Annotated in this window: 19 protein-coding genes; 8 read left to right on the top strand and 11 right to left on the bottom strand. The window is 38.9% G+C overall.

What is annotated here, in order from left to right; translation table 11 throughout:
- Positions 1–115 precede the first annotated feature (115 nt).
- The 4 genes from AC570I_RS19555 to proS all read right to left on the bottom strand — a co-directional run bounded on the left by AC570I_RS19555 (position 116) and on the right by proS (position 4,403).
- Positions 116–730: a Crp/Fnr family transcriptional regulator gene (locus tag AC570I_RS19555; RefSeq protein WP_497406833.1), complete on the bottom strand. Its 615-nt coding sequence runs from the start codon at positions 728–730 to the stop codon at positions 116–118.
- A gap of 117 nt (positions 731–847) precedes the next feature.
- Positions 848–1,615, bottom strand: a complete 768-nt coding sequence (locus tag AC570I_RS19550; protein ID WP_497406832.1) for a TIGR02757 family protein — start codon at positions 1,613–1,615, stop codon at positions 848–850.
- Between the two features lie 92 nt (positions 1,616–1,707).
- Positions 1,708–2,847, bottom strand: coding sequence for a cystathionine gamma-synthase (locus AC570I_RS19545; protein WP_497406831.1), 1,140 nt, complete (start codon positions 2,845–2,847; stop codon positions 1,708–1,710).
- Between the two features lie 83 nt (positions 2,848–2,930).
- Positions 2,931–4,403 carry a proline--tRNA ligase gene (gene proS / locus AC570I_RS19540; RefSeq protein WP_497406830.1) on the bottom strand — a complete coding sequence of 491 codons (1,473 nt, stop codon included), beginning with the start codon at positions 4,401–4,403 and terminating at the stop codon, positions 2,931–2,933.
- Between the two features lie 194 nt (positions 4,404–4,597).
- On the opposite strand from proS, the gene AC570I_RS19535 reads away from it, so the two are divergent.
- Together AC570I_RS19535 and AC570I_RS19530 are read left to right on the top strand one after the other, a co-directional pair.
- Positions 4,598–5,548, top strand: coding sequence for a hypothetical protein (locus AC570I_RS19535; protein WP_497406829.1), 951 nt, complete (start codon positions 4,598–4,600; stop codon positions 5,546–5,548).
- A gap of 18 nt (positions 5,549–5,566) precedes the next feature.
- The gene (locus tag AC570I_RS19530; protein ID WP_497406828.1) at positions 5,567–7,069 is read left to right on the top strand and encodes an OmpP1/FadL family transporter; all 1,503 of its coding nucleotides are present in this window, start codon (positions 5,567–5,569) and stop codon (positions 7,067–7,069) included.
- Positions 7,070–7,141: 72 nt separating this feature from the next.
- Here AC570I_RS19530 and AC570I_RS19525 read toward each other — a convergent pair whose 3' ends face one another.
- The 3 genes from AC570I_RS19525 to AC570I_RS19515 form a co-directional block, all read right to left on the bottom strand.
- The gene (locus tag AC570I_RS19525; RefSeq protein ID WP_497406827.1) at positions 7,142–9,352 is read right to left on the bottom strand and encodes a hypothetical protein; all 2,211 of its coding nucleotides are present in this window, start codon (positions 9,350–9,352) and stop codon (positions 7,142–7,144) included.
- A gap of 243 nt (positions 9,353–9,595) precedes the next feature.
- Positions 9,596–11,431, bottom strand: a complete 1,836-nt coding sequence (locus tag AC570I_RS19520) for a UbiD family decarboxylase (protein ID WP_497406826.1) — start codon at positions 11,429–11,431, stop codon at positions 9,596–9,598.
- A 105-nt stretch (positions 11,432–11,536) separates the two neighbouring features.
- Positions 11,537–12,016, bottom strand: a complete 480-nt coding sequence (locus AC570I_RS19515; RefSeq protein WP_047801255.1) for a Dps family protein — start codon at positions 12,014–12,016, stop codon at positions 11,537–11,539.
- Between the two features lie 281 nt (positions 12,017–12,297).
- On the opposite strand from AC570I_RS19515, the gene AC570I_RS19510 reads away from it, so the two are divergent.
- Positions 12,298–13,818, top strand: a complete 1,521-nt coding sequence (locus tag AC570I_RS19510) for a muramidase family protein (RefSeq protein ID WP_497406825.1) — start codon at positions 12,298–12,300, stop codon at positions 13,816–13,818.
- Positions 13,815–14,462 (top strand): uridine kinase family protein, encoded by a 648-nt coding sequence (locus AC570I_RS19505; RefSeq protein WP_497406824.1) that lies wholly within the window; start codon positions 13,815–13,817, stop codon positions 14,460–14,462. The genes AC570I_RS19510 and AC570I_RS19505 overlap by 4 nt, the downstream gene beginning before the upstream one ends.
- 44 nt (positions 14,463–14,506) lie before the next feature.
- Here AC570I_RS19505 and AC570I_RS19500 read toward each other — a convergent pair whose 3' ends face one another.
- The 4 genes from AC570I_RS19500 to AC570I_RS19485 all read right to left on the bottom strand — a co-directional run bounded on the left by AC570I_RS19500 (position 14,507) and on the right by AC570I_RS19485 (position 19,207).
- Entirely contained in the window at positions 14,507–15,169 is a 663-nt protein-coding gene (locus tag AC570I_RS19500; RefSeq protein ID WP_497406823.1) for a CoA transferase subunit B, read from the bottom strand.
- A gap of 30 nt (positions 15,170–15,199) precedes the next feature.
- Positions 15,200–15,913, bottom strand: a complete 714-nt coding sequence (locus AC570I_RS19495; protein WP_497406822.1) for a CoA transferase subunit A — start codon at positions 15,911–15,913, stop codon at positions 15,200–15,202.
- A 359-nt stretch (positions 15,914–16,272) separates the two neighbouring features.
- Complete coding sequence (locus AC570I_RS19490; RefSeq protein WP_497406821.1) at positions 16,273–18,651, bottom strand: endonuclease MutS2; 2,379 nt, start codon at positions 18,649–18,651, stop codon at positions 16,273–16,275.
- A 1-nt stretch (position 18,652) separates the two neighbouring features.
- Positions 18,653–19,207, bottom strand: coding sequence for a DUF4296 domain-containing protein (locus AC570I_RS19485; protein ID WP_047801261.1), 555 nt, complete (start codon positions 19,205–19,207; stop codon positions 18,653–18,655).
- Positions 19,208–19,275: 68 nt separating this feature from the next.
- Here AC570I_RS19485 and AC570I_RS19480 point away from each other — a divergent pair, with 68 nt between their 5' ends.
- The 4 genes from AC570I_RS19480 to AC570I_RS19465 are packed head-to-tail and all read left to right on the top strand — an operon-like array spanning position 19,276 to position 22,904.
- Positions 19,276–19,974: a YggS family pyridoxal phosphate-dependent enzyme gene (locus tag AC570I_RS19480; protein WP_497406820.1), complete on the top strand. Its 699-nt coding sequence runs from the start codon at positions 19,276–19,278 to the stop codon at positions 19,972–19,974.
- Complete coding sequence (locus tag AC570I_RS19475) at positions 19,975–20,442, top strand: GNAT family N-acetyltransferase (RefSeq protein ID WP_497406819.1); 468 nt, start codon at positions 19,975–19,977, stop codon at positions 20,440–20,442.
- Between the two features lie 3 nt (positions 20,443–20,445).
- Complete coding sequence (locus AC570I_RS19470) at positions 20,446–21,717, top strand: aspartate kinase (protein WP_497406818.1); 1,272 nt, start codon at positions 20,446–20,448, stop codon at positions 21,715–21,717.
- A 2-nt stretch (positions 21,718–21,719) separates the two neighbouring features.
- On the top strand, positions 21,720–22,904 hold the full coding sequence (locus AC570I_RS19465) for a THUMP-like domain-containing protein (RefSeq protein WP_497406817.1): 1,185 nt from the start codon (positions 21,720–21,722) through the stop codon (positions 22,902–22,904).
- Positions 22,905–22,911 lie beyond the last annotated feature (7 nt).

The raw sequence follows: 22,911 nt of genomic DNA, 5'->3' as shown, positions 1-22,911 counted from the left end.
AAAAAGCAGTATTAATCATACAAAATAAGGAACTGAAATGGTTTTTTTATAAAACAATAAGGCTATGATTTTGTTAAGTATAGCTCCACGTTCTAAATACGAAGAAATTTGAAACTTATAGTTTGGCCCGTATCCGGCTAAGTGTTTCGAGCCGCACTGCCAGGAACGAAGCGATATATTTCAGGGATACCCGGTTAATTAAATCGGGGAATGAGGCGAGAAATCTTTTATATCTTTTTTCTGCGGATGATATACGGCACAAATATGCCCGTTCTTCGGCTGACCGGTAATAGAGTTCCATCATTTTTCGACCTACAATATTTGCCTCCGGAAAGTTCTCGTAAAGATATTCCGATAACACATGCGGAATCGCAATTAGCTCAACATCTTCCAGCGCCTGTAGGTATTCTTCTGAATCGCCATCAATCCATAAATTGCGGATAGTACCGACTACCTCATTTTCTTTTGCAATCCACGTAGTAATTTCCGTTTTGCCATCTTTGATAAATCCCCTTACTATTCCTTTTACAATTAAAAACAGATATTTATTATGATCTACAGGAGAAACAAGAAATTTATTCTTTTTATAACTAATTGGAAAAGTATGCTGATTAATTCGCTGTTCGATCTCATCATTAAGAGGATGAAAGTTTTTAAAAACAGAAATCAATGGTGAGGAATTATTGTATCTTCTCCACCTATCTTCATCAGATAAATTAACTGCAATCATGTTTGTTTAGCTTAGCGATAGACGCAACTTACATCAAATGTAAAATCAGTATGTAATGATAGGAAGTTTCAAGGGAAAAACGAAGGTTTGAGGTTATTTTTCTAATACAGAAAAATATCACAAAACTTTTTCCACCCCAAGACCAAATAGCGCAAAATCATATTTAACAGGATCCAGCTCATCGAATTGCTTGAGCTGTGTGGTTAACTCGACTGCGGTAGACCAATCTGTCTGTTTTCTGGTAATTAGTCCGAGCAATCTGCCTACCCGATCTACATGTACATCGCAAGGGCACACCAGATCCTCCGGTCGGATGGTTTTCCAGATGCCAAAATCTACACCCTTGTCATCTTTCCTCACCATCCATCGTAAAAACATATTTAATCGTTTACACGTAGATTTTTGTCGCGGCGATGAAATGTGTTTTCTGGTACGATGTGGAAAATCTTCAAGTGAAAAAAAGTAACTTCTGAAGTGATTTAACGAATCTTCAATACTAAATTCGCCTCTTGCCGGAATGAATGCCTGTTCGAAAGTATCAAATTTGCCGTAGTGCATTTTGAAGAATGAGATAAAATAAAGCAGATCAGTATCGTTAAATGTTCGGTGCTTAAAAAAGAGTAACCGCTTTAAATCGTCATCGGTGTGGTTCAATACAAAATCATAAGGGGCGTTATCCATACGATTTAATAACTCTCTACATTTATTGATGATCGTTTTACGTTGTCCCCAGGCTAGCACCGCAGCAAAAAAGGCAGAAATTTCAATATCCTGCTTTTGCTGAAAAAGATGAGGAATGCAAACCGGATCATTAACAATAAAATCTGGTGTATTATATTGTTCAACTTTTCTGTCAAGAAAATTCTTGAGTTCGAGAAATTCCATATGGCCAAAATAAAATACAAATAGCAGCTATTGCTGCTATTGAAGGTGGTTAAAAATAATCAGGCAAAGCGTAATTTGCCTGATTGTTCTTATTAAGAAAGTGCATTCTCGAGATCTTCCAAAAGGTCGTCAATATCTTCTACACCAACACTTAAGCGAAGTAAATTATCTGTAACGCCAACTTTTTCTCTCTCTTCTTTTGGAATAGACCCATGAGTCATCGTTGCAGGGTGATTGATTAATGATTCTACTCCTCCCAACGATTCTGCCAAGGTAAACACTTTGAAGTTAGAGGATACCCTGAATGTTTCAGCAAGATCTGCGCCTTTTAACGTAATGGAAATCATGCCTCCAAAGCCCCGCATTTGTTTTTTGGCAACCTCGTGATTTGGATGATCTTCAAATCCTGGCCAGTATATCTTATCTACTTTGGGATGAGATTTTAAGTAATGTGCTATTCGCTCGCCGTTCTCGCAATGTGCCTTCATACGCAAATGCAGTGTTTTAATACCTCTTAGTACCAGAAATGAATCCTGGGGACCTGGTGTTGCGCCGCATGCATTATATATAAACCAAAGGTCTTTATACAATTGCTCATTACTGGTTACCAGCGCGCCCATTACCACATCCGAGTGACCACCAATATACTTGGTTACCGAGTGCATAACTATGTCAGCACCTAAATCGATTGGGTTTTGCAAGTAGGGAGAGGCAAATGTATTATCAACCGTGAGAATTAAATTCTTCTCTTTGGTAATTTTAGCTACCCCTTCAATATCAATGATCTGCATAGTTGGATTAGTAGGCGTTTCAATCCAAACCAATTTTGTTTTTTCATTAATGTATGGCAACATATTTTCTGGCTTAGAAAGGTCCAGAAAATGAAATTTGATACCGTACTTAGTGAAAATTTTGGTAAAGATGCGGTAAGAACCACCGTAGAGATCGTTACCAGTGATCACCTCATCGCCTGGCTGAAGAAGTTTTAAAACGGCATCTGTAGCCCCCATTCCGCTTGAGAACGCTAAACCATATTTCGCATTTTCTAACGCCGCCAAGCAGTCTTCAAGCGCTTTACGCGTTGGATTTGTTCCTCTGGAATACTCATAGCCTTTATTATCGCCAGGAGATTTTTGCCAGTATGTGGACGTTTGGTATATGGGTGTCATAACCGCACCCGTTGTTGGATCAGGTTCCTGACCTGCATGTATTGCTTTTGTTGCGAATTTCATTTCTTATTGTGATCTGAGATCTGAGATTGGAGTTAACGAGTTGAGATTAACGCTCAACCCGGTTTCTCAAATCTCAAATCTAATTAATATGCTCTTGCGAACAATACCCTTTGTGTAGATGGTTTGCCTGAATAAATACAAACGCCATCTTCCAACTTATTATCCAAAGGAATACAACGGATCGTTGCTTTTGTTTCTTCTTTGATTTTCTGTTCGGTTTCAGAGGTTCCATCCCAGTGTGCAGAAATAAAACCTGCTTTACCATCCAATAGATCTTTAAACTCCTGATAGGTATTTGCCTCAGTAATGTGTTCATCTCTGTAAGCCAATGCCTTATTAAACATACTCGTCTGGATATCCTCTAACAATTTAACAATATAAATATCCAGGCCTTCCTGAGGTACGGTTTGTTTTATCTTAGTATCCCTTCGGGCAATTTCTACCGTTTTATTTTCCAGATCCCTTCCACCTATAGCAATACGAACCGGAACACCTTTCAATTCGTAATCTGCAAACTTATAACCTGGACGTTGTGTATCTCTGTCATCGTATTTTACCGAAATACCCATGCCACGCAGTCGCATGGTAAGCTCATTTACGTAAGCAGAAATTTTTGCCAGGTCTTCATCTCCTTTATAAATTGGAACAATTACTACCTGAATCGGAGCGAGTTTTGGTGGAATAATTAAGCCTGAGTCATCACTGTGGGCCATGATCAGTGCTCCCATCAAACGGGTTGAAACACCCCATGAAGTGGCCCAAACGTGATCCAACTTTCCATCTTTACCGGTGAACTTAACATCGAATGCTTTAGCGAAATTCTGGCCTAAAAAGTGTGATGTACCCGCTTGAAGTGCCTTGCCATCTTGCATTAGAGCCTCAATGCAGTAGGTATCAATTGCACCAGCGAATCTTTCATTCGGAGATTTCCTTCCTCTTACCACAGGAACAGCAAGCCAGTTTTCAGCAAAATCAGCGTAAATGTTAAGCATGCGTTCAGTCTCCTCGATAGCCTCTTCAGCCGTGGCGTGAGCAGTGTGTCCTTCCTGCCACAAAAACTCTGCAGTGCGTAAAAACAAACGGGTACGCATTTCCCATCTAACTACGTTTGCCCATTGATTGATCAGTATAGGCAAGTCACGATAGGACTGAATCCAACCCTTGTATGTGTTCCAGATAATGGTTTCGGAAGTTGGACGAACAATAAGTTCTTCTTCCAGCTTTGCCGTTTCGTCAACTACAATATTTCCATTACCATCATTTTTTAGACGATAATGTGTCACAACCGCACATTCTGTTGCAAAACCCTCAACGTGAGAAGCTTCCTTAGAAAAAAATGACTTTGGAATGAATAATGGAAAATAGGCATTCTGATGACCCGTATCCTTAAACATCTTATCCAAAACTGCCTGCATTTTTTCCCATATAGCATAGCCATTAGGCTTGATAACCATGCAGCCACGAACTGCAGAGTGCTCTGCCAGGTCAGCTTTTAATACAATATCATTATACCACTGGGAATAATCGGCTTCTCTACTTGTAATTTCTTTGCTCATATTATGTATTTGGAACGTAATTTGTGTGTTAAATAGTGTAAAATTAGCGCACAAATTTATAAATTTATGCCTAACAAATGCGATTAACATTGACTAGCTGTAAAATTTATATATTTTATTCCCTTAATAAATAGTTAGTAATACTTTTGATTTGTTTATTTATCCGTGAACACACACAACTAAATATAAACACAATGAAACCAATTAAATTTTTACCCGTAGTGATGATTGCTGCCGCTGGGTTGGTAGCGTCATGTTCTACATCAAAATTGGCTAGCAATAAGCCAGTTGATGATGTGTACAACTCTGTTGCGAAAGCACAGGAAGTTGAACAATATATTCCAACTCAAAATCAGGTTCAGGCTCAAACGCAGCAAGGCCAGACTGAGAACTACGATGAGTATTATGGAACAAGTAATCCTTATTACGATATGGATTATTCTTCAAGAATTAACCGTTTCTACAATGGTTACAGTTTCCAGGGTTATTATGATCCTTATTTTGACAATTACTATTATGGCAATAGTTACGGTGTTTCTAATTATCTTGGATACGGCATCGGCTGGGGTAATGGTTATGGATTAGGAGGCTGGGGTGGAAATTACTACGGTAGCATCTGGAATAATCCATTCTATTATGGTAATTCGGGCTTTGGATGGAACACCGGTTTATATGGCTGGAACTCATGGGGTCCTTACTCCTACTACGATCGTTTCGGTTGGGGTGGCGGCTGGTATGGCGGCGGATGGGGTGTAGGTGGTGGTTACTATGGAGGTGGTGTTGCTACCAACCGCGGTAATTACAGACCAAGACCTGGAAGCAATGATACTGGCGTTCCTAGAACTTCTGTAGCGGGTGTAAATCCAAACTACGGTCGCCCTAGCAGATCTGGTTATACCGGTAATGGTAATGGATCTATCAGTTCTACCAATCCTAATGGTAGCGGCAGACCAACAAGAAGTTATCAGCCGACAAATAACGGAAACACTTACACACCCAGCGAACGTCCTACTCAAATGAGTCGTCCTACTAGAACTGAGAGTGCTCCGAGTTACTCGCCTCCTGCTAGCAGCGGATCAGGTTCTGGTTCAAGCGGCGGTGGTGGCGGCGGTGGCGGCAGACCATCAAGAGCAGGAAGAGGTTAATTTAGCGAAACACACAACATGAAAAAATATATACTGGCTTCCATAGTAGCTACAGTAGCTACTATAGGAACATCATACGCTCAAAGTTACGCGCCCGATGCTTTTCGTTTTTCACAAACTAACTATGGCAGTTCGGCCCGTTTTAAAGGAATGGGAGGTGCTCAGATTGGTGTAGGCGGAGACATGGGATCTATTAATGCCAATCCGGCGGGATTGGGCCTATTTACAAAATCTGAATTCAGCTTAACTCCCGAATTTAATTCGGTTTCGAATAACAGTTCATTTTTAGGAACAGACACCAAGGCTACTAAAAACCAGATTAATCTGAATAATATTGGAGTTGTATTTTACAACCCAGCCTATAAAGCTAAGGGAAGCGACGTAAATAAGGGTTTGGTAAGTACTGTTTTTGGTTTAAGCTATACCCGAAACAATGATTTTTTAAATAACATCAACTATGGTGGTGTAAATACCAATAGTTCAATCAGAGATGCATATGCTGAACAGGCAAACGCTTATGGGATTGATAATACTGTTGCCGGTGATGCTTATGACAGTTATTTAATAAACAGAAATGCTACTAATTTCCCTAACGGTTTTTCTGCAGAGCCTTACACCGGTACGAGCTTTAACCAGAATTGGAATGAAGCGCGACTTGGGTCGACATCTGAGTTTAACGTTGCCGGTGCTTTGAACTTTGGTAATAAGGTCTACATTGGCGCTACCGCGAGCTTTGTAAATGTTAGATATGTTAGCGATGCTACATTTACTGAAAGTGGCCTGGTAAACACCTACGATGCGGCTGATGGATACGCAGGTAATGAAAATTATAGCCTTACACACTTCAGGAACCAGGAAACAAAAGGTGGCGGCTTTAACCTGAAACTGGGATTGATCTTCAGACCGGTTAGTGAATTTAGAATCGGTTTGAATTTTCAAACGCCAACGTGGATGAATATTCAGGATAATACCAGCGAAACTGTCAACAGTCAGTTAGCTGGCTATTCCTCAAACAACCCAAGCAGAAATTACACCTTTACCTATAATCTGCGCACGCCTTTGAAAGCATCAGCGGGTTTAAGTTATGTGATTGCGGGAACGGCACTAATCTCGGCAGATGTTGACTATATTGATTACGCTTCGATGCGCTTCTCATCAGACAATGGTTCAGATCCGGCGACAATCAATAGCTCGAACACCTTTATTAAAAATTCTTACAAAGAAGCTGTGAACTACCGTGTAGGAGCTGAGGTTAAGGTGAGTCCTGAAGTTAGTATCAGAGGCGGTTATGGTGTAAATGGAAATGGTGTTAAAGGTGGAGATAATTCGTTTTATCAAGGTCAGTATTTCACTGGTGGAATTGGTTATCGTGTTGATAATTATTACTTCGATTTGGCTTACCAGAATTACAAAACTAATTTCAGTTCTGCTCCTTATGAGCTTAACGATTATTCTGAACCTGTTGCTGACGTTAACAGCAAAAGAAACAATGTATTCTTAACCTTCGGTGTTAGGTTTTAATAACAAATACTCAAAAACATATAGGTATTTAATATTGCCTCCAAAAAGCTAAACGCTTATTGGAGGCATTTTTTATTTCCGCTGGACTGTAATTATCTTTTCCCCGTAAATCAATCCATTATCTGCGACGCCTTGTACCACCACCTTGAATTTTCCAGTTAAATCTCCGGTATTGAATTTGATAACAGTCGGCTTATCAGCAGTTAATGGCGTTTGATAGTTCCAATATACTGTTGCAAAGTTTATCGGTTCATTTTTGTTTGTGACATCCGAAATATAAAATTCTTTTGGAAGTTTAACGCCATTCAAGACATAGACATTTGGTTTCGGTTCATAACCTGTACATCCTATATATACTATATTGCCTCCCCTACCGCCATTTCCATAGGTTCTCCCTTTTACTGGTGCACGGTTACCAGAATCTCCGGGATGATTTGGACAATTGAGAATATTGTATTGACATACATAGTCGCCACATTCATTGGCATGCTGATGAGATAAGCCATTATTACGATTTTCGGTAATGATGACCTCTTTTAATTTAATACCCCCGGTATGTGACTGCCGATCGTTTAGATCATTTATGGAAATCATTTGGGAGGAATCCATTTTGTAGCCTTGCAACCGCAGCTCTTTTTTAATCCTATTTAAAGGATCGTTAAAACTCAGGTCATAACCCGATGAATTCTTTTCCTGCAAATTTAGCCATACTTTCCCCTTATCTTTTGCGAGCAGATACTCTACTGGTATTGTAAAATAACCGGCATTATCCGTTTTGAATACATTAACGTTATTAGCTGCAATTGTGAAAAGGCTGACAGGTACTTTCAGATTTTTTTTCCCTTTCTTTACCTGACCAGTTAGTTCCATGCTCGAAATGGAGTCACGATACTCTAGTTTTTCGACCGGCCACCTGTAACGAGTCCATCCTTTGATCATCAATAGCTCATTCAGAAATGCCCGATCAGAAAACCTTATTCCAGACAAATTGGAGGGGAGCACACCTAATTCTTTCTCTAATAAGTAATAATCAACTATGTTTCTTTCATTTATAAGTGTTAAACGATTTGCCTGGACACATGCAATGGAAACAAAACCGCTTTTCCATGGAAGTTGAGACTGCAAATCAAGTTCCAGATGAACACTGTCACGGGTTGAATATATTTCTTTATCGATTTCTATATTAATTTTACTTAGTTGGTCATGGTGTGCGAAGATTGCTTTCTCGGCCAATGGCCCGTACAAACTATCTAGAACGGTTATGCTGTTAAGCCCAGCAGGTACCGAATCAAGCTGGAACTTTACTGGCTGTGACATATTGGCCTTAAGCATCAAATTTGTATGAAGAAAAATACCGGAATAATTATGTAATACAAGGTGGACTTTTGCATCTAAATTACTCTTTAAATGAATTCGCAATATATTGTCGCAGATGCTTTCTGTAGCAGACAAGGTAATCCCGGTTCTAAGTATTTCTGGCAAGAGTCTAGTTTGGCCCGAACCGTCACCGCTTAAAATCTTAATATAATATTTAGACTTTAAGTTGGGGTAAAGGTTAAAGAAACCAAAGCCATGCGAATTGGTAGAAATGGTATCAAGTACTTCGTTATCCCGAAACAATAATGCTCTGGCTTTGATTGATGCATCATTCAATCCTTTGATTTCAAAACCAACTCTACTTGTTATTCCGTTTACTAGATAACCACCTTCGGGAAAAAATCTAACCTGATATTGTTGTTGATTTGTGTAAGGCAAATCATAGTTGATGTACCGAGTATCATTGCCTTTATTAACGGTGATGGAAAGCAAATTATTTTCTGCTGTAATTGCGGCAGATGGGTAATCAATCATTAATTCTCCGATGACACTACTTTTCGCGGTACCTCTTTTTAGTATTTCAGACCTTCCGATAGTATAGTTAATCTCGGCATTTTCTACAAAGCGGTTATCACTTGTAAGCACTTTTAATAAAGCTGTTCCCGTTTTGTTATTTTCCTGATTTCTGTTAAAAATAGCGACAGTAGCTGTTAATTTATTAACTATTGTAGATTTTATCGTAATGGGCTGGATAAATTCAACATCAGACTTACCATTGACGATGACATTGGCATTGATAACGAAACGGTAGTTTCCACCAGTTATAGAATCAGGCAGTGTGAGATTACCGAAGCAAATTCCTTTTTCAATAAGAAACTTATCTTGCAGAACAACAGTACTATCGAGGTTATTTACTAATGATATATATAGCGTGTGGTAATTAGCCAGATCTGTTACACCTTTCAACAAATAACCGGTAAACCAAACCTGATCATTATTGGTGTATACATTCTTATCAAAGTGAACGAACAAGGTTGATTTTATATGATGCTTTCCATAATGATGTAGGTTATCGGCGATGCTATCCAGCTTTTGACCATACGACTTTGATGCGCATAAAAGCACTGGCAGCAAAATGAAGAATCGAAATAGCTTAGGCATTATATTAACCTTTCTTTCTCAGATCAATAAAACATTAAATATTTAAAACTAAATTATTCCAGCTAATATAGCACCAGGCTGCCCCATCTGATCTACTTTATTTTCTACATCTGAGTTTTTGACTAGTTCTGGGGCATGATGGGTTTTTTTCCTGGCATCGATAATTAAAGAACCTTTACATCCCCAGTGTTTATTAATTGTAAAATCATTTATGCCATAAATATCGGCAGCGGGATTGCTTCGGGTAAATGTGATCCAGACCAGGTTATCAATATTTGCTGCTGTAAATTCGGCATCATCAGCTAAAATGAGTAGAGGAAATCCACTCAGATCCTGATCAATCAATGAGATATTTAATTTTGCGATTTCAACTGCCGTTTTCTCTGCGCTTATAAACTTGTCGCACTCCAGTATCAGCACTCCAGCGATGGCCACTTCAGCCGTATAACAGCCGTCTCCCAATTTGAGGTTTTCGGGAAGTGCTTCCCATAGTTCACGTTTTTTTTCGCCGGCCGCTGCAATAACTACTTTAGATCCGCTGTTTAGCCCATCCCCACTGTAATCCAATGTATCAATTGTGGTATTTGTGTAGAAATGTACATCTCTGGTAAAATCAATACGCTCAAGAATATGGGATAAGAAGCCCTTAATATCATGAGTGTTTAGGGTTTCATCGTCCTCTTTTGCAGCAATAAAAACATATTTAGCCAGACTAAGCTGATTTTTGCCCAAAATATGGTTGGCGATGGTTAGTATTTCCTGGGGTCTTCTTTCCTTTAAGTATGGGGTATATCGCTCACTTCCGATAGCAAACAATAAGGGATGAACACCTGCTGCATCTACAGCATGAACTTCTTTGAGACCATGAATTTCCTGAGGAATGGCAGATCCCGTAATTTCATGAATAAGTGCGCCAAAGCTGGTATCTTCCTGTGGAGGGCGTCCAACTACGGTAAACGACCAGATGGCATCTTTTTTATGGTATACATTGTGCACCTTCATCAAAGGGAAGGGGTGTGTTAAACTGTAATAGCCTAAATGATCCCCGAACGGTCCTTCTGGTTTATTCTCATTTGGATGGACAGTTCCAGTAATGATAAAATCGGCATCCGCAGAGATACAGAATCCTTCCTCATCATAAAAATACCTGAACCGTCTATCGCCCAATGCGCCGGCGAAAGTCATTTCAGACAATCCTTCAGGCAAAGGCATCACAGCAGCAAGGGGGTGTGATGGAGGACCCCCAACGAAGATACTTACCTTTAGTGGTAAACCCAATTTATTAGCTTTAGATTGGTGAACACCAATTCCACGATGAATCTGATAGTGTAATCCGATTTCTTTATCCTGAATGTAATCGTTACCACCTAACTGGATACGATACATACCCAAATTAGCGTTAAGCACCCCTTTTTTCTCTACATCTTCTGTGTATACTTGTGGCATGGTGACAAAGGGTCCACCATCCATTGGCCAATTTACGATTTGCGGTAATTGACTAATACTTGTTTTTAGAAAGTTATGCCTTGCTGACGGCGTTTTTAACGGTAGGGCTGACAATGCCGACATTGCTGAACCCGCGTATTTAAAAGGATTCTTAAGGGCCTTAATAGGATCGTTACGTAAAGAAACCAATTGTTGCACTTTTGGCAAAGTATCTCTAAATATGAATTTAGATCTTTCCAGCGTACCGAATAGATTTGAAACTGCAGGGAACGGGCTCCCTTTCACGTTTTCAAAAAATAACGCAGGACCCTGTTTTTCATAAACCCTTAAATGGATGGCTGCCATTTCCAGGTAAGGGTCTACCTCTTCTTTAATACGAATTAAATGACCATGCTTTTCGAGGTCTGCAATACAGTCTGCCAAACTTTTATATGCCATGCACCAAAGATAATTAATTACTTATGCTATAAAACAAAAAGCCCCGGATAAACAGATTTTAATATTCATCTATTTATCCGGGGCAAAGAATTTTTATTCAATTTGCTATTTCTTACCTGCAAATGAGCGTAACATCCAGATTGTTTTTTCTTTGAACTGCATGAATTTGTTTACCATGTCATTCGTCCCATCATCACCCGCCTGATCAGCAGCTTCCATCACCACGCGTTCAATCTCGATCAATTTAGACATGTCATCAAGTAGTGCTTCAACCATATCAAGGTCTTTCATACCGATGGTATCGATTTCCTTAATTTGTGATTCGCTGATGTAATCGGCAAAACGGCTGTGAGGTGGTTTACCTAAAGTTAGCACACGCTCCGCGATTTCGTCGATGGTAACCTGTGCATTCGTATATAATTCTTCAAATTTAATATGCAGTGTGAAGAAGTTTTGTCCCTTAATATTCCAGTGACAACCTCTCAACTTTTGGTAATGAATGTGATAATTAGCTAAATAATCATTTAAAAGATCAACCACAGGTTTAACTTCCTTTTCGTTTAAGCTTATCTCTTTAGCGTCCATTTTCTTTTGTTTATATTGTTTTTATTGTGTGATTAACAAATCAGGCTTACAAAAGTTTTAATGTATTTTTCACTTTAAACAATACCATTATTATTCGCTCGTTTATTAATCGACATCATAACAAACACCAATTTTACAAGTTATTAGAAATGAATAAAATACAATCTAATCAAAGCTAGAAATGTGAGTTCCCGGCTGATGTTGCTTACCCTGTATACCCTTTCATTTATAATATTATTCGTATAATTGCTTTCTTTGACTTAGAATTTACATAAAAATAAATGCACAAAATATATTTATCTGCTGTAGTTTTATTTGCGATAAACATCGCAAATGCAAAGGCTAATTCAGCAAGAGACTCTATCGGCGTAGAAAATAATAACGGCAAAAAACTTATCATCCATCAGATCGTAGCCAAAGACACTTACTATTCAATAGGGAGAAGATACAATGTAGCTCCAAAAGACATCATGACCTATAATGACAACAAATATCTCCAGATTGGGGTAGTCATTAAAGTGCCTACAAATACCCCCTTTGGATCAGCCACTGCGGCCGCTCAAACACCGGCTAATGTAGAAGGAGGAATTATTGAGCATACGGTGAAAGCAAAAGAAAACCTGAATATGCTGGCGGAGAAATACGGTACAACGGTGAATGAAATTAAAAGATTAAACAATCTTTCGGGAAACAATCTCAGCATCGGACAGGTATTAAAAATTTCTTCTAAAACCACCAGCCAGTCAGTTCAGCAAACCGAAAATGCCCCGGCTAAAGTAACCGCACCACAACCTCAGCAAGAAAATACAACAACCGATCAAACCATGATCGAACATACGGTCGCACCAAAAGAGTTTCTGGGGAAAATAGCAGAGAAATATGGAACTACGGTTGATGAGGTTAAAAAAGCGAATAATCTATCAGGCAATAACCTTAGAATAGGACAAAAGCTAAAGATTCCGGCAACAAAAAACGTTGAGGAGAATAAAATTGTAAGTGTAGCCGAGCAACCTCAAACAGAAGCGGCAAAGACAGCTGATGCTGCCGGAAGCCATACCGTATTAAGAAACGAAACTATTTTCACCATTGCCAAGCAGTACGGTGTTACTGCCTACCAACTGAGAAAACTTAATGATTTACCAGATAACAATCTGAACATCGGGCAGGTAATAAAAGTTCCGGGTGGAATAGTAATGGAAGTTCAGGTACCGAAAGATAAACAGGGAGAGGAGGCTAAACAAACAACCCCAATAACTGCTAAAGAAGAGAGTTTTATTCATACAGTTGTTGACGGAGAAAACATTTTCAGCATAGCAAAAAAATATAACCTCACCGCTTATCAAATCAGGGTAGCCAACAAAATGGACGACAATATTTTGAAAGTTGGTCAGAAGCTTATTATACCTACGCCACCTCAGCCTAAATCAGTTAATGATTTATCGAAAGAAGCACAGGAAAATGAGCCGGATAGCACGGTAATTAAGGATCCGAAACTCCGTCGTGACCCTAGTGTTTACGGTTTGAGCCAGATCGAGGAAAAAGGAACTGCAATCTGGATTGCTGATGCAGATTTGGATGGAACAAAGATGTTGGTTTTACACCGTACTGCACCCGTTGGACGTGTAATTAAAATTACCAATCCGATGACTAACAAAACAACTTTTGCGAAGGTTGTTGGTAAATTTACTGAGAATGAATCAACAAAAGATGTTATCATTGTAATGACTAAAGCTGTAGCCGACTCTTTGGGAGCTTTAGATAAGCGTTTTTTCTGCAACTTAACATACAGTGCTGCTCAATGAGTTCAATTAAAAAGCCTTTTATAATTGGTATTGCCGGAGGTAGTGGATCGGGTAAAACATTTTTCTTAAACTGCTTTCTACATCATTTCAAACAGGATGAGGTTACGTTGGTATCGCAGGACGACTATTATATCCCTGCAGGTGAAATGACCCAGGAAGAGAATAAACTTTATAACTTCGATCTGCCGTCAACCATTGATAGTGAACAGTTTTTAAAAGATATCAAGCAATTGATAAATGGTGAGGTGGTTTATAAGAAGGAATATAATTTTAATAACCCATTAGCGGTTGTGAAAATTCTGGAAATTAAATCTGCCCCTATTATAATTGTTGAAGGGCTTTTTATCCTACACTTTAAAGAGATAGCCAATTTACTAGACCATACCATATTTGTAGATTCGGATGAACAGGTAGCGCTCGATCGGCGCATCAAGCGCGACGGCTTGGAACGTGGCTATCCGGAAGAAGACGTTCTATATAAATGGCACAATCATGTTGTTCCTGCATACAAGGAATACTTATTACCGTATCGAGAACAATGCCATAAAGTAGTGATGAACAATACCAATGAGCCTGATGAAATTATTGCGATTACCGAAGATATTTCTAATAATTTGCGAAATAGTATTCTGATTGATGTTTAAAATTCTTTTTTAAAGTCAGACTTATCCAGTCTGACTTTTTTGTTTTAATCCAGATTCATTTCTGATATCTCCCCTTCTATAACTAATCGCCCGGCAGTTGATTGTCTGATAAAATCTATACTGACACCGGGTGCCCTTTCCAAAAGCTTAAAACCGCCTTCAGGCAACACATCTAAAACGGCAAGTTCAGTCACTATTTTTTTTATGCACCTTACACCAGTTAACGGGAGCGTGCATTTTGGTAGTAGTTTACTTTCTCCAGCTTTATTAACATGCTGCATGGCAACAATAATATTCTTTGCAGAGGCTACCAGATCCATCGCTCCGCCCATCCCCTTTACCATTTTACCCGGAATTTTCCAGTTGGCAATATCACCATTTTCAGAAACCTCCATTGCTCCGAGAATGGTAAGATCGACTTTTTGGGCCCTGATCATTCCAAAGCTCATCGCCGAATCAAATATCGAAGAACCAGGTAGAGTGGTAATGGTTTGTTTTCCGGCATTAATTAAATCGGGATCTTCTTCACCTTCAATTGGAAAAGGACCCATTCCAAGTAAGCCATTTTCAGACTGTAAAACGATATTAATATGATCAGGAATGTAATTGGCCACCAGCGTCGGGATACCTATTCCCAGGTTTACGTAGTATCCGTCTTTTATTTCCTTAGCAATACGCTGGGCGATTTCTTCTTTTGTGAATGGCATAATGAATGATTGAAATAGAAAATAAATGAGTTATTTATTTGGCTGATTGACTGTTCTGGTTGTCCTTTGCTCAATTCGTTTTTCATAGTCCTTGCCCTGAAAAATACGGTGAACATATATTCCAGGTGTATGAATGTGGTCGGGATTGAGTTCGCCGGCTTCTACAAGTTCTTCAACTTCGGCAATGGTGATTTTGCCTGCCATGGCCATTACAGGATTAAAATTTCTGCTTGTCGACCTGAATATCAGATTACCTGCTGTATCTCCTTTCCATGCTTTTACAATGGCAAAGTCTGCATCGAAAGCATATTCCAATAAATAATCTTTACCGTGAAAGTTTCTAATCTCCTTACCTTCTGCAACCTCGGTTCCTACCCCTGCTGGTGTAAAAATAGCAGGCATACCGTGGCCTGCGGCCATGCAGCGCGTAGCAAGGGTTCCCTGTGGAATGAGATCAACCTCCAATTCGCCACTCAAAAGCTGACGTTCGAATTCCGCATTCTCACCCACATAAGAAGAAATCATCTTTTTGACCATACGCTTTTTAAGCATCAAACCAATTCCGAAGTCATCAACTCCGGCATTATTTGATATACAGGTAAGCGATTTTATCTCTTTAGCTACGAGAGCAGTGATACAATTTTCCGGAATGCCACACAAACCGAAACCTCCGAGCATAATTGTAGCGCCATCAAAAATATCTCTGATAGCCTCATCGGCACCCGATACAACTTTATTGATCATTTTTACGAATTTTGGTTAGACTCCTAAAATAATAAATCCGAATCAATATACGTTACAAAAACACTCCGAATTTGTTTAGATTCAGTTTAAATTGGAAATAACCATAACATCTATTACCTTTGTAATGCAATGATTTACGAGAGAGACGACAAAACATTTATTATCCCAAGCGATCCTGAATTTCAAAAAGGAATGGGGTTCATTTTAAGTTGTAGCGCAGAGCATAAAAAATGCTGCGAGAAATTTAAGAAAGGTAAACGCTGTAAGAAATGCCCCGGTAACAAAAAGTAACCGTTGATATTTTCAGAAGTAGCTAACTAATAATCGGGCTAGCCACTTCTGTTTAAGTATTATTTTTGTTAATTAAGATAAACATAGGTAATTCCATCTCCGCCCCTGTCTGCGTGTTCATCCTCCATCCTGTTAACCTGACTGTATTTTCTCAAATACTCTCTAATCATTTTCCTCAAAATCCCATCACCTTTACCGTGAATAATTTTAATTGATGGAAAACCAAGCATTATCGCTTTATCGAGATATTTTTCCACTTCAAATAAGGCATCCTCAGTACGTTTTCCACGTAGGTCAAGCTCGGCCCGAAAACCAGAAACAGCATCGTTCATACGGCCAGCGAAAGAACCACCACTACTTTGAATCACCTTTTTCGCTTCTTTGTTACTAATTCTTTGAACACGGTTCTTTTTAACCGTTGAACGTAGATCGCCAATAGCCAGTATCAGTTCGTTACGGTTAATTTCCAATACCTGGGCCGTGGTTTCACTATCGGTAAATTTTACCCAATCGCCCACTACAACCTCTCCACCAACAATAACCTGAACTGGTTTGGCTTGTTCTTTCGGAACAGCATTATTGATCAGCTCACGCTGAAGATTTTGACGCAACTCTTTAGTAACCAATTTATCAGCCTGCTTTTCTTTAATTTCTGCTATTGTGTTTTCAACGAGTTTATTGGCATTTTTAATAATAGTCTGCGCTTCCTGCTTGGCTTCCTTAATTAATACCTTGCGATTTTCATCTAAAAATGCTTTGAGTTTTTCATTTTCGGCAACCAGGTTCCTGGCCTTATTTTGCTGATTGGCCAAACTTACTTTTGCATCATAAACATTTTTCTTTTCCCGTTCCAGATCAACCAGCATTGTATCCACCCTGTTCTGATTAGAGCCAGTTTTCTCTTTTGCCAATGCAATAACTTCTTTAGGCAGCCCTATATTCTGAGCAATTTCAAAAGCATAAGAGCTTCCCGGCTTACCCATTTCCAATATATACAGCGGTTTCATGCGTGCGTTATCAAAAAGCATAGAAGCATTTTCAAGGCCCGGAGTATTTCCTGCAAAAAGCTTCAGGTTAGAATAGTGGGTGGTAATTACACCACGTACCTTTTTATTGTTCAGTACCTCTAATACCGCTTCGGCCATGGGCCCTCCAAACTGGGGATCGGTACCTGTTCCGAATTCATCAATCAAAACCATTGTTTTTGGCGAAGCATGCTCTACGAAATACCTCATTTTTTTCAGGTGGGCACTGTAGGTACTTAAATCACTTTCAATGGACTGATCATCTCCAATATCGGCAAAGATATTCTCAAAAATTCCAACTTCGCTATTAGCGTCAACCGGAATAAGCAGTCCGGTTTGTAACATAATTTGAAGGAGACCTACCGTTTTCATACAAACGGATTTACCGCCGGCATTAGGACCGGAAACCAACACAACACGGGTCTCTGCGTCAATATGAATATTTAGCGGCGTTACCGTTTTCTTTTCGCTGGCAAACGAAATGGACAAAAGCGGATGTCTTGCATTAATTAGTTTTGTTTTCGGCTCTTTTAGCAATCCCGGCATTTCAGCTTCAATATCCAAAGCAAATAAAGCCTTTGCCCGTACGAAATCAAGCTTAGTTAAAAAGCCATGATAGGAAAGCAAAAGCGGAGAATAGGGACGCAGATCATCAGTTAGTGAGATAAGTATTTTGATAATTTCTCTACGTTTATCAAACTCCAGATTGCGGAGATTGTTATTGAGTGTAAATACCTCTTCCGGTTCAATATAAACTGTTTGGCCCGTTGCAGATTCATCATGTACAAAGCCCTTTAATTTACGTTTATTTTCTGCCAGAACCGGGATACACATCCTGCCATCGCGAATAGTCAAACTACCATCGGCTACCCAATTGTTGGCAATTGCTTGCTTGTAAATGGAATCCATTCGCTTGCGTACATCCTGCTCAGTCCTTGAAATCGCAGCAGTAATCTCCTGCAGTTCTTTTGAAGCATTAGGTTTTATTTTTCCTTTCGGATCGATAACGGTCTCAATTTTCCTTAAGATGCTTTTTTCAATGGGTAAATGCTCGAAAAGTGCTTCGAGGGTGGGATAAACTTCAGCACGCTCTTCGAAAAACCGTAGAACAGAGAATACCGTTTGTAATGAAGTGTAAACCTGAAACCATTCATCTTCCAGAAGGTACGTTCCTTCCACCCTAATCTTATCTACAAGTGATTTAATATCAAAAAAAGTATTGATTTGCAAAGGCTCCTGGTTTTGCAGGATACTTTTAAACTCGTTTGTTTGCCGTAAAAATTTATCAATCTGATCAAAACGGTTCATTACCTGCATCTTTTGCACCATTACCTGGCCCATAGGGCTCAAACAATGTTTACTGATCAGTTGCCTGATTTCAACAAATCCTAAACGTTCTAAGCAATTATCGGGATATAACATATTATTGTACTGCTTGCGCCGGAACCAACAGAGGTTCGGCCGCCTTTTTTAAATTGATTAACGAATCTGCCTGTTTCTTTTTCCTGGCAATCTGTCCCAGGGCTTTTACTTTTGATAAAGAATCAGGTTTCATCTTTTTTCTGATCTCCAATGAATCAGCCTTAAATTTCTTGGCGATTTTAGTAGAGTCACTTCTAAACTGTTTTTTTCTAATCATCCTGTCAGCTATTTCCATAGCTTTTTTTTGTTTAGATAAGCCAGACTGGATTCTTTTATACATCTGTTCCAGTTCTGCAGGATGATTGTTGTACCAGATTAAACTAGTGTGATATTCAGTTGAATCGGTAGAGAACTTTTTATATATTCCGTTATAGTAACCCGACGCTACCTTTTTTGCAGAATCTTGTATATAAATGGTAGAAAGATAACCATCAACTACGTGTATATCAAACAAAATCTTCTCCATTTTATCTGGCTGGATAACATTAGCGGGTACTCCGGGTTTGCATCCGAGCCAGAATATACCAATCATTAATACCCATATTAGTTTCTTCATTGTTAATTAATCGTTATTTATTGCCCAAATTGCGGCAAGGTTATTAATTTTACCAAAAATAGTTATAAATGAGCATAGCTGATAATCTTAAAAAATATAAAAGTGAGGTAGAATCTGATGGTGTAAAGCTTATTGCAGTATCCAAAACGCAAGCTACCGAGCTGATAAAGGAAGCTTACGATGCGGGACAACGGGCATTTGGGGAAAACCATGTACAGGAAATGGTTGATAAGCAATCACAACTCCCTAATGATGTTGAGTGGCACATGATTGGCCATTTGCAATCGAATAAAGTGAAATATATTGCTCCCTTTGTTAACCTGATCCATGGGGTTGACAGCCTGAAATTACTGCAGGAAATCAACAAGCAAGCTTTAAAAAACAAGCGTATTATTGATTGCCTTTTGCAAGTATACATTGCAGATGAGGATACTAAATTTGGATTGGGTTATGATGAAGTTATTGAGATATTGCGATCGGAAGCGTATCAGGAGCTGAAAAATATTCGCATTGTTGGTTTAATGGCTATTGCAACCAATACCACAAACGAGAAACAGATAACAATTGAGTTTAACGAGTTAAAAGTATTCTTTGATGGACTTAAGGCCAGCTTTTTTAAAGACAGCGAAACCTTCTCTGAAATATCTACCGGTATGAGCGCGGATTATAAAATTGCAATAGAAGAAGGAAGTACAATGGTAAGAATAGGCTCAAGTATTTTTGGAAAAAGAGTGATCAAACATTTTAAAAATATCTCTGCAAATTAAATGAAGCTAAATATCAGAATTGCTGTAAAAGACGATTGTCTCCGAATACTGGACCTCATTAATGAACTGGCAGCATACGAAAATGCTCCCGCTGAAGTAACTGTTGAACCTGATCATTTTATTGATGCTGGTTTTGGCTCAAATCCGGTATGGAAAGCATTCGTTGCTGAAGTAGACAATCAAGTAGTTGGATTTGCCTTGTTTTATACGCGTTATTCCACATGGAAAGGCTCTAGGTTATATCTTGAAGATTTTATTGTTACGGAAAATATGCGTGGAAAAGGAATTGGCAAAGTTCTTTTCGAGACAGTTATTGAAGAATCTAAAAACGGCAACTACAACGGGATGGTTTGGCAGGTGTTGGACTGGAATGAACCTGCGATTAATTTTTACAATAAATACAATGCAAACCTGGAAAGTGGGTGGTTAAATGCATCACTTTCTACTGAACAGGTAAAAGCTTTTTAGTTTATGGACATATTTAAGTTTGGGGGCGCATCGGTTAAAAATGCAGACGGCGTAAGAAATGTAGCTAACATTATAAGAGACTATAAAAAGGGAAATTTACTTGTTGTAATTTCTGCAATGGGCAAAATCACTAATCGGCTTGAAGATCTCAATGATGCATTTCTGTCGCAAAGTGAAGATACACACAACATATTTGAGGAAATTAAACTTTTTCACTTTAGTATAATCGAAGAACTTTTTAAAGGAAAGCCAAACCCGGTTTTCGACGACGTAGCGAACACCTTCGTTGAAATTGAATGGCTCATCGAAGATGAGGCAGATGAAAATGCTGAATATATCTACGATCAGATCGTATCCATTGGCGAAGTTGTTTCGACAAAAATTATTGCTGCCTGGCTCAATGAAACGGGTAGCAAAACGCTATGGGCAGACGCGAGAAATTATATCCAAACCGACAACACATATAAAGAAGGTAAAGTAGACTGGGCTAAAACCAATCAGATGATCCAAAAAGATATGCCCCCCCTGTTAGCTGACCAAATCGTGGTAACACAGGGTTTCATTGGCGGTACAAGTGAAAATTACACCACAACGCTGGGTAGAGAGGGATCGGATTATTCAGCCGCGATTTTTGCGTCTTGCCTGGATGCGGCTGCATTAACGATATGGAAAGATGTTCCAGGAGTGCTGAATGCAGATCCAAAATGGTTCGATAAAACGGAAAAAATCGCCCAGTTATCTTATCATGATGCCATCGAACTCACCTATTACGGAGCAACGGTAATACATCCTAAAACAATTAAACCTCTTCAAAACAAGGGCATTCCATTATTTGTAAGATCTTTTATCGAGCCGAAAGGTTCAGGCACAGCCATCACAAAAGATAATAACCCGTTGCCGATACCCTCCTTTATTTTCAAGGTAAACCAGGCGCTCGTATCTATCTTTCCGAAAGACTATTCGTTTATCATCGAAGAAAATCTAAGTAACATATTCGAACTTTTCCATAAGCATAAAATCAAAATCAATACCATGCTAAACTCTGCAATTAGTTTCTCAGTGAGTGTTGATGACCATGCGGGGCAAATCGAAAAACTGATTAACGACTTATCAGGCGAGTTTACCGTAAAATATAATAAGGGGTTGGAATTAGTTACCATTCGCTATTATAACCAGCAAACCATCGATCGTGTAACTATTGATAAAGATATTCTGCTGGAAGTGAAAAGCAGACATACCTGCCAGATGGTAATGAAAAACAGATATTTAACATAGAAATGAATTCAAAAATTTTAGCTGAAGCTGTTCAAGAGTACTTGCATAAAAATCAAAATGCAGATGCGAATGATATTGCCCTGGCTAAAAGTCCTTTCGAGTATATCAGTGCTGCTCAATTGGCAGGCCAGATACAGGCCAGAAAAAAAGCCGAAAAAAAGTTACCAACCTGGTTTAATACCAAGGGAGTGTATTTCCCCTCTCCACTATCCATAGAACAAACTTCGTCTGAAATTACCGCAGCATATAAAGCCAAATTAGCCAGGGGTGCATCTCTTATCGATTTAACAGGTGGTTTTGGAGTAGATGCATATTATTTTTCAAAAAAAGTAGCTCAGGTTGTACATTGTGAAATTGACCCTTCCTTATCAGAGATCGCAAAGTACAACGGCGGAGTACTTGATACACAGAATATTGAGTTTAAAAATAAAGATGGTATTGAGCATGTTAAAACTGGTTCAGCTGTTTTTGATACTATTTATGTAGATCCTGCAAGGCGCGCAGAAAAGGGCAAAGTATTTATGCTGAAAGACTGTACTCCTGATATTGCGGGCAACCTGATTGAGCTGCTCAATAAAACTACCCGGATTATTATCAAAACAGCTCCTCTGCTAGATCTTTCTGCGGGACTAGCAGAATTGCAGCATGTTAGTCAGATTCATATTGTGAGCATTAAAAACGAATGCAAAGAGCTTTTATGGATCATTGACAAAGATTATACCGGAGATGTAGAAATCATTGCTACAACCTTAAATGAACATGAAAAGTGTTTGATGATCAATAAGTCAAATCAAAACACCACGGTAATCTTTACAAATGAATTTACAACAGGAGATTACTTATATGAGCCAGATGCAGCTCTTTTAAAGTCCGGAGCATTTAATTTTATTGGCCAACACTATCAGCTGAAAAAACTGCATCCTCAAACGCAACTATATGTTTCGAAAAGCGTAAACGATAGTTTTCCGGGGCGTATCTTTAGGATTGAAGAGATGCTGACAACTACAGAACTCAAGAAAAGAAAAACACTGAAAGGAAATGTTATCGTGCGAAACTATCCCGCCAAAGCAGAGGAATTGGTTAAAAAATATAAGATAAAACCGTCTGCGCTACAGTTTTTGATTTTCACAAAAATATCAAATGGAGATAATATTATTTTAGTGGGATCCATTAAACAGTATTACTAAAAACAAA

Source organism: Pedobacter sp. A2324, from assembly GCF_059693705.1.
This window is presented reverse-complemented; position numbering and strand designations above follow the sequence as displayed.

Excerpts from the sequence above, each read along its gene's own strand:
- AC570I_RS19555 (WP_497406833.1), bottom strand. The coding sequence starts at position 730 with ATGATTGCAGTTAATTTATCTGATGAAGATAGGTGGAGAAGATACAAT.
- AC570I_RS19550 (WP_497406832.1), bottom strand. The coding sequence starts at position 1,615 with ATGGAATTTCTCGAACTCAAGAATTTTCTTGACAGAAAAGTTGAACAA.
- AC570I_RS19545 (WP_497406831.1), bottom strand. The coding sequence starts at position 2,847 with ATGAAATTCGCAACAAAAGCAATACATGCAGGTCAGGAACCTGATCCA.
- proS (WP_497406830.1), bottom strand. The coding sequence starts at position 4,403 with ATGAGCAAAGAAATTACAAGTAGAGAAGCCGATTATTCCCAGTGGTAT.
- AC570I_RS19535 (WP_497406829.1), top strand. The coding sequence starts at position 4,598 with ATGAAACCAATTAAATTTTTACCCGTAGTGATGATTGCTGCCGCTGGG.
- AC570I_RS19530 (WP_497406828.1), top strand. The coding sequence starts at position 5,567 with ATGAAAAAATATATACTGGCTTCCATAGTAGCTACAGTAGCTACTATA.
- AC570I_RS19520 (WP_497406826.1), bottom strand. The coding sequence starts at position 11,431 with ATGGCATATAAAAGTTTGGCAGACTGTATTGCAGACCTCGAAAAGCAT.
- AC570I_RS19515 (WP_047801255.1), bottom strand. The coding sequence starts at position 12,016 with ATGGACGCTAAAGAGATAAGCTTAAACGAAAAGGAAGTTAAACCTGTG.
- AC570I_RS19510 (WP_497406825.1), top strand. The coding sequence starts at position 12,298 with ATGCACAAAATATATTTATCTGCTGTAGTTTTATTTGCGATAAACATC.
- AC570I_RS19505 (WP_497406824.1), top strand. The coding sequence starts at position 13,815 with ATGAGTTCAATTAAAAAGCCTTTTATAATTGGTATTGCCGGAGGTAGT.
- AC570I_RS19500 (WP_497406823.1), bottom strand. The coding sequence starts at position 15,169 with ATGCCATTCACAAAAGAAGAAATCGCCCAGCGTATTGCTAAGGAAATA.
- AC570I_RS19495 (WP_497406822.1), bottom strand. The coding sequence starts at position 15,913 with ATGATCAATAAAGTTGTATCGGGTGCCGATGAGGCTATCAGAGATATT.
- AC570I_RS19490 (WP_497406821.1), bottom strand. The coding sequence starts at position 18,651 with ATGTTATATCCCGATAATTGCTTAGAACGTTTAGGATTTGTTGAAATC.
- AC570I_RS19485 (WP_047801261.1), bottom strand. The coding sequence starts at position 19,207 with ATGAAGAAACTAATATGGGTATTAATGATTGGTATATTCTGGCTCGGA.
- AC570I_RS19480 (WP_497406820.1), top strand. The coding sequence starts at position 19,276 with ATGAGCATAGCTGATAATCTTAAAAAATATAAAAGTGAGGTAGAATCT.
- AC570I_RS19475 (WP_497406819.1), top strand. The coding sequence starts at position 19,975 with ATGAAGCTAAATATCAGAATTGCTGTAAAAGACGATTGTCTCCGAATA.
- AC570I_RS19470 (WP_497406818.1), top strand. The coding sequence starts at position 20,446 with ATGGACATATTTAAGTTTGGGGGCGCATCGGTTAAAAATGCAGACGGC.
- AC570I_RS19465 (WP_497406817.1), top strand. The coding sequence starts at position 21,720 with ATGAATTCAAAAATTTTAGCTGAAGCTGTTCAAGAGTACTTGCATAAA.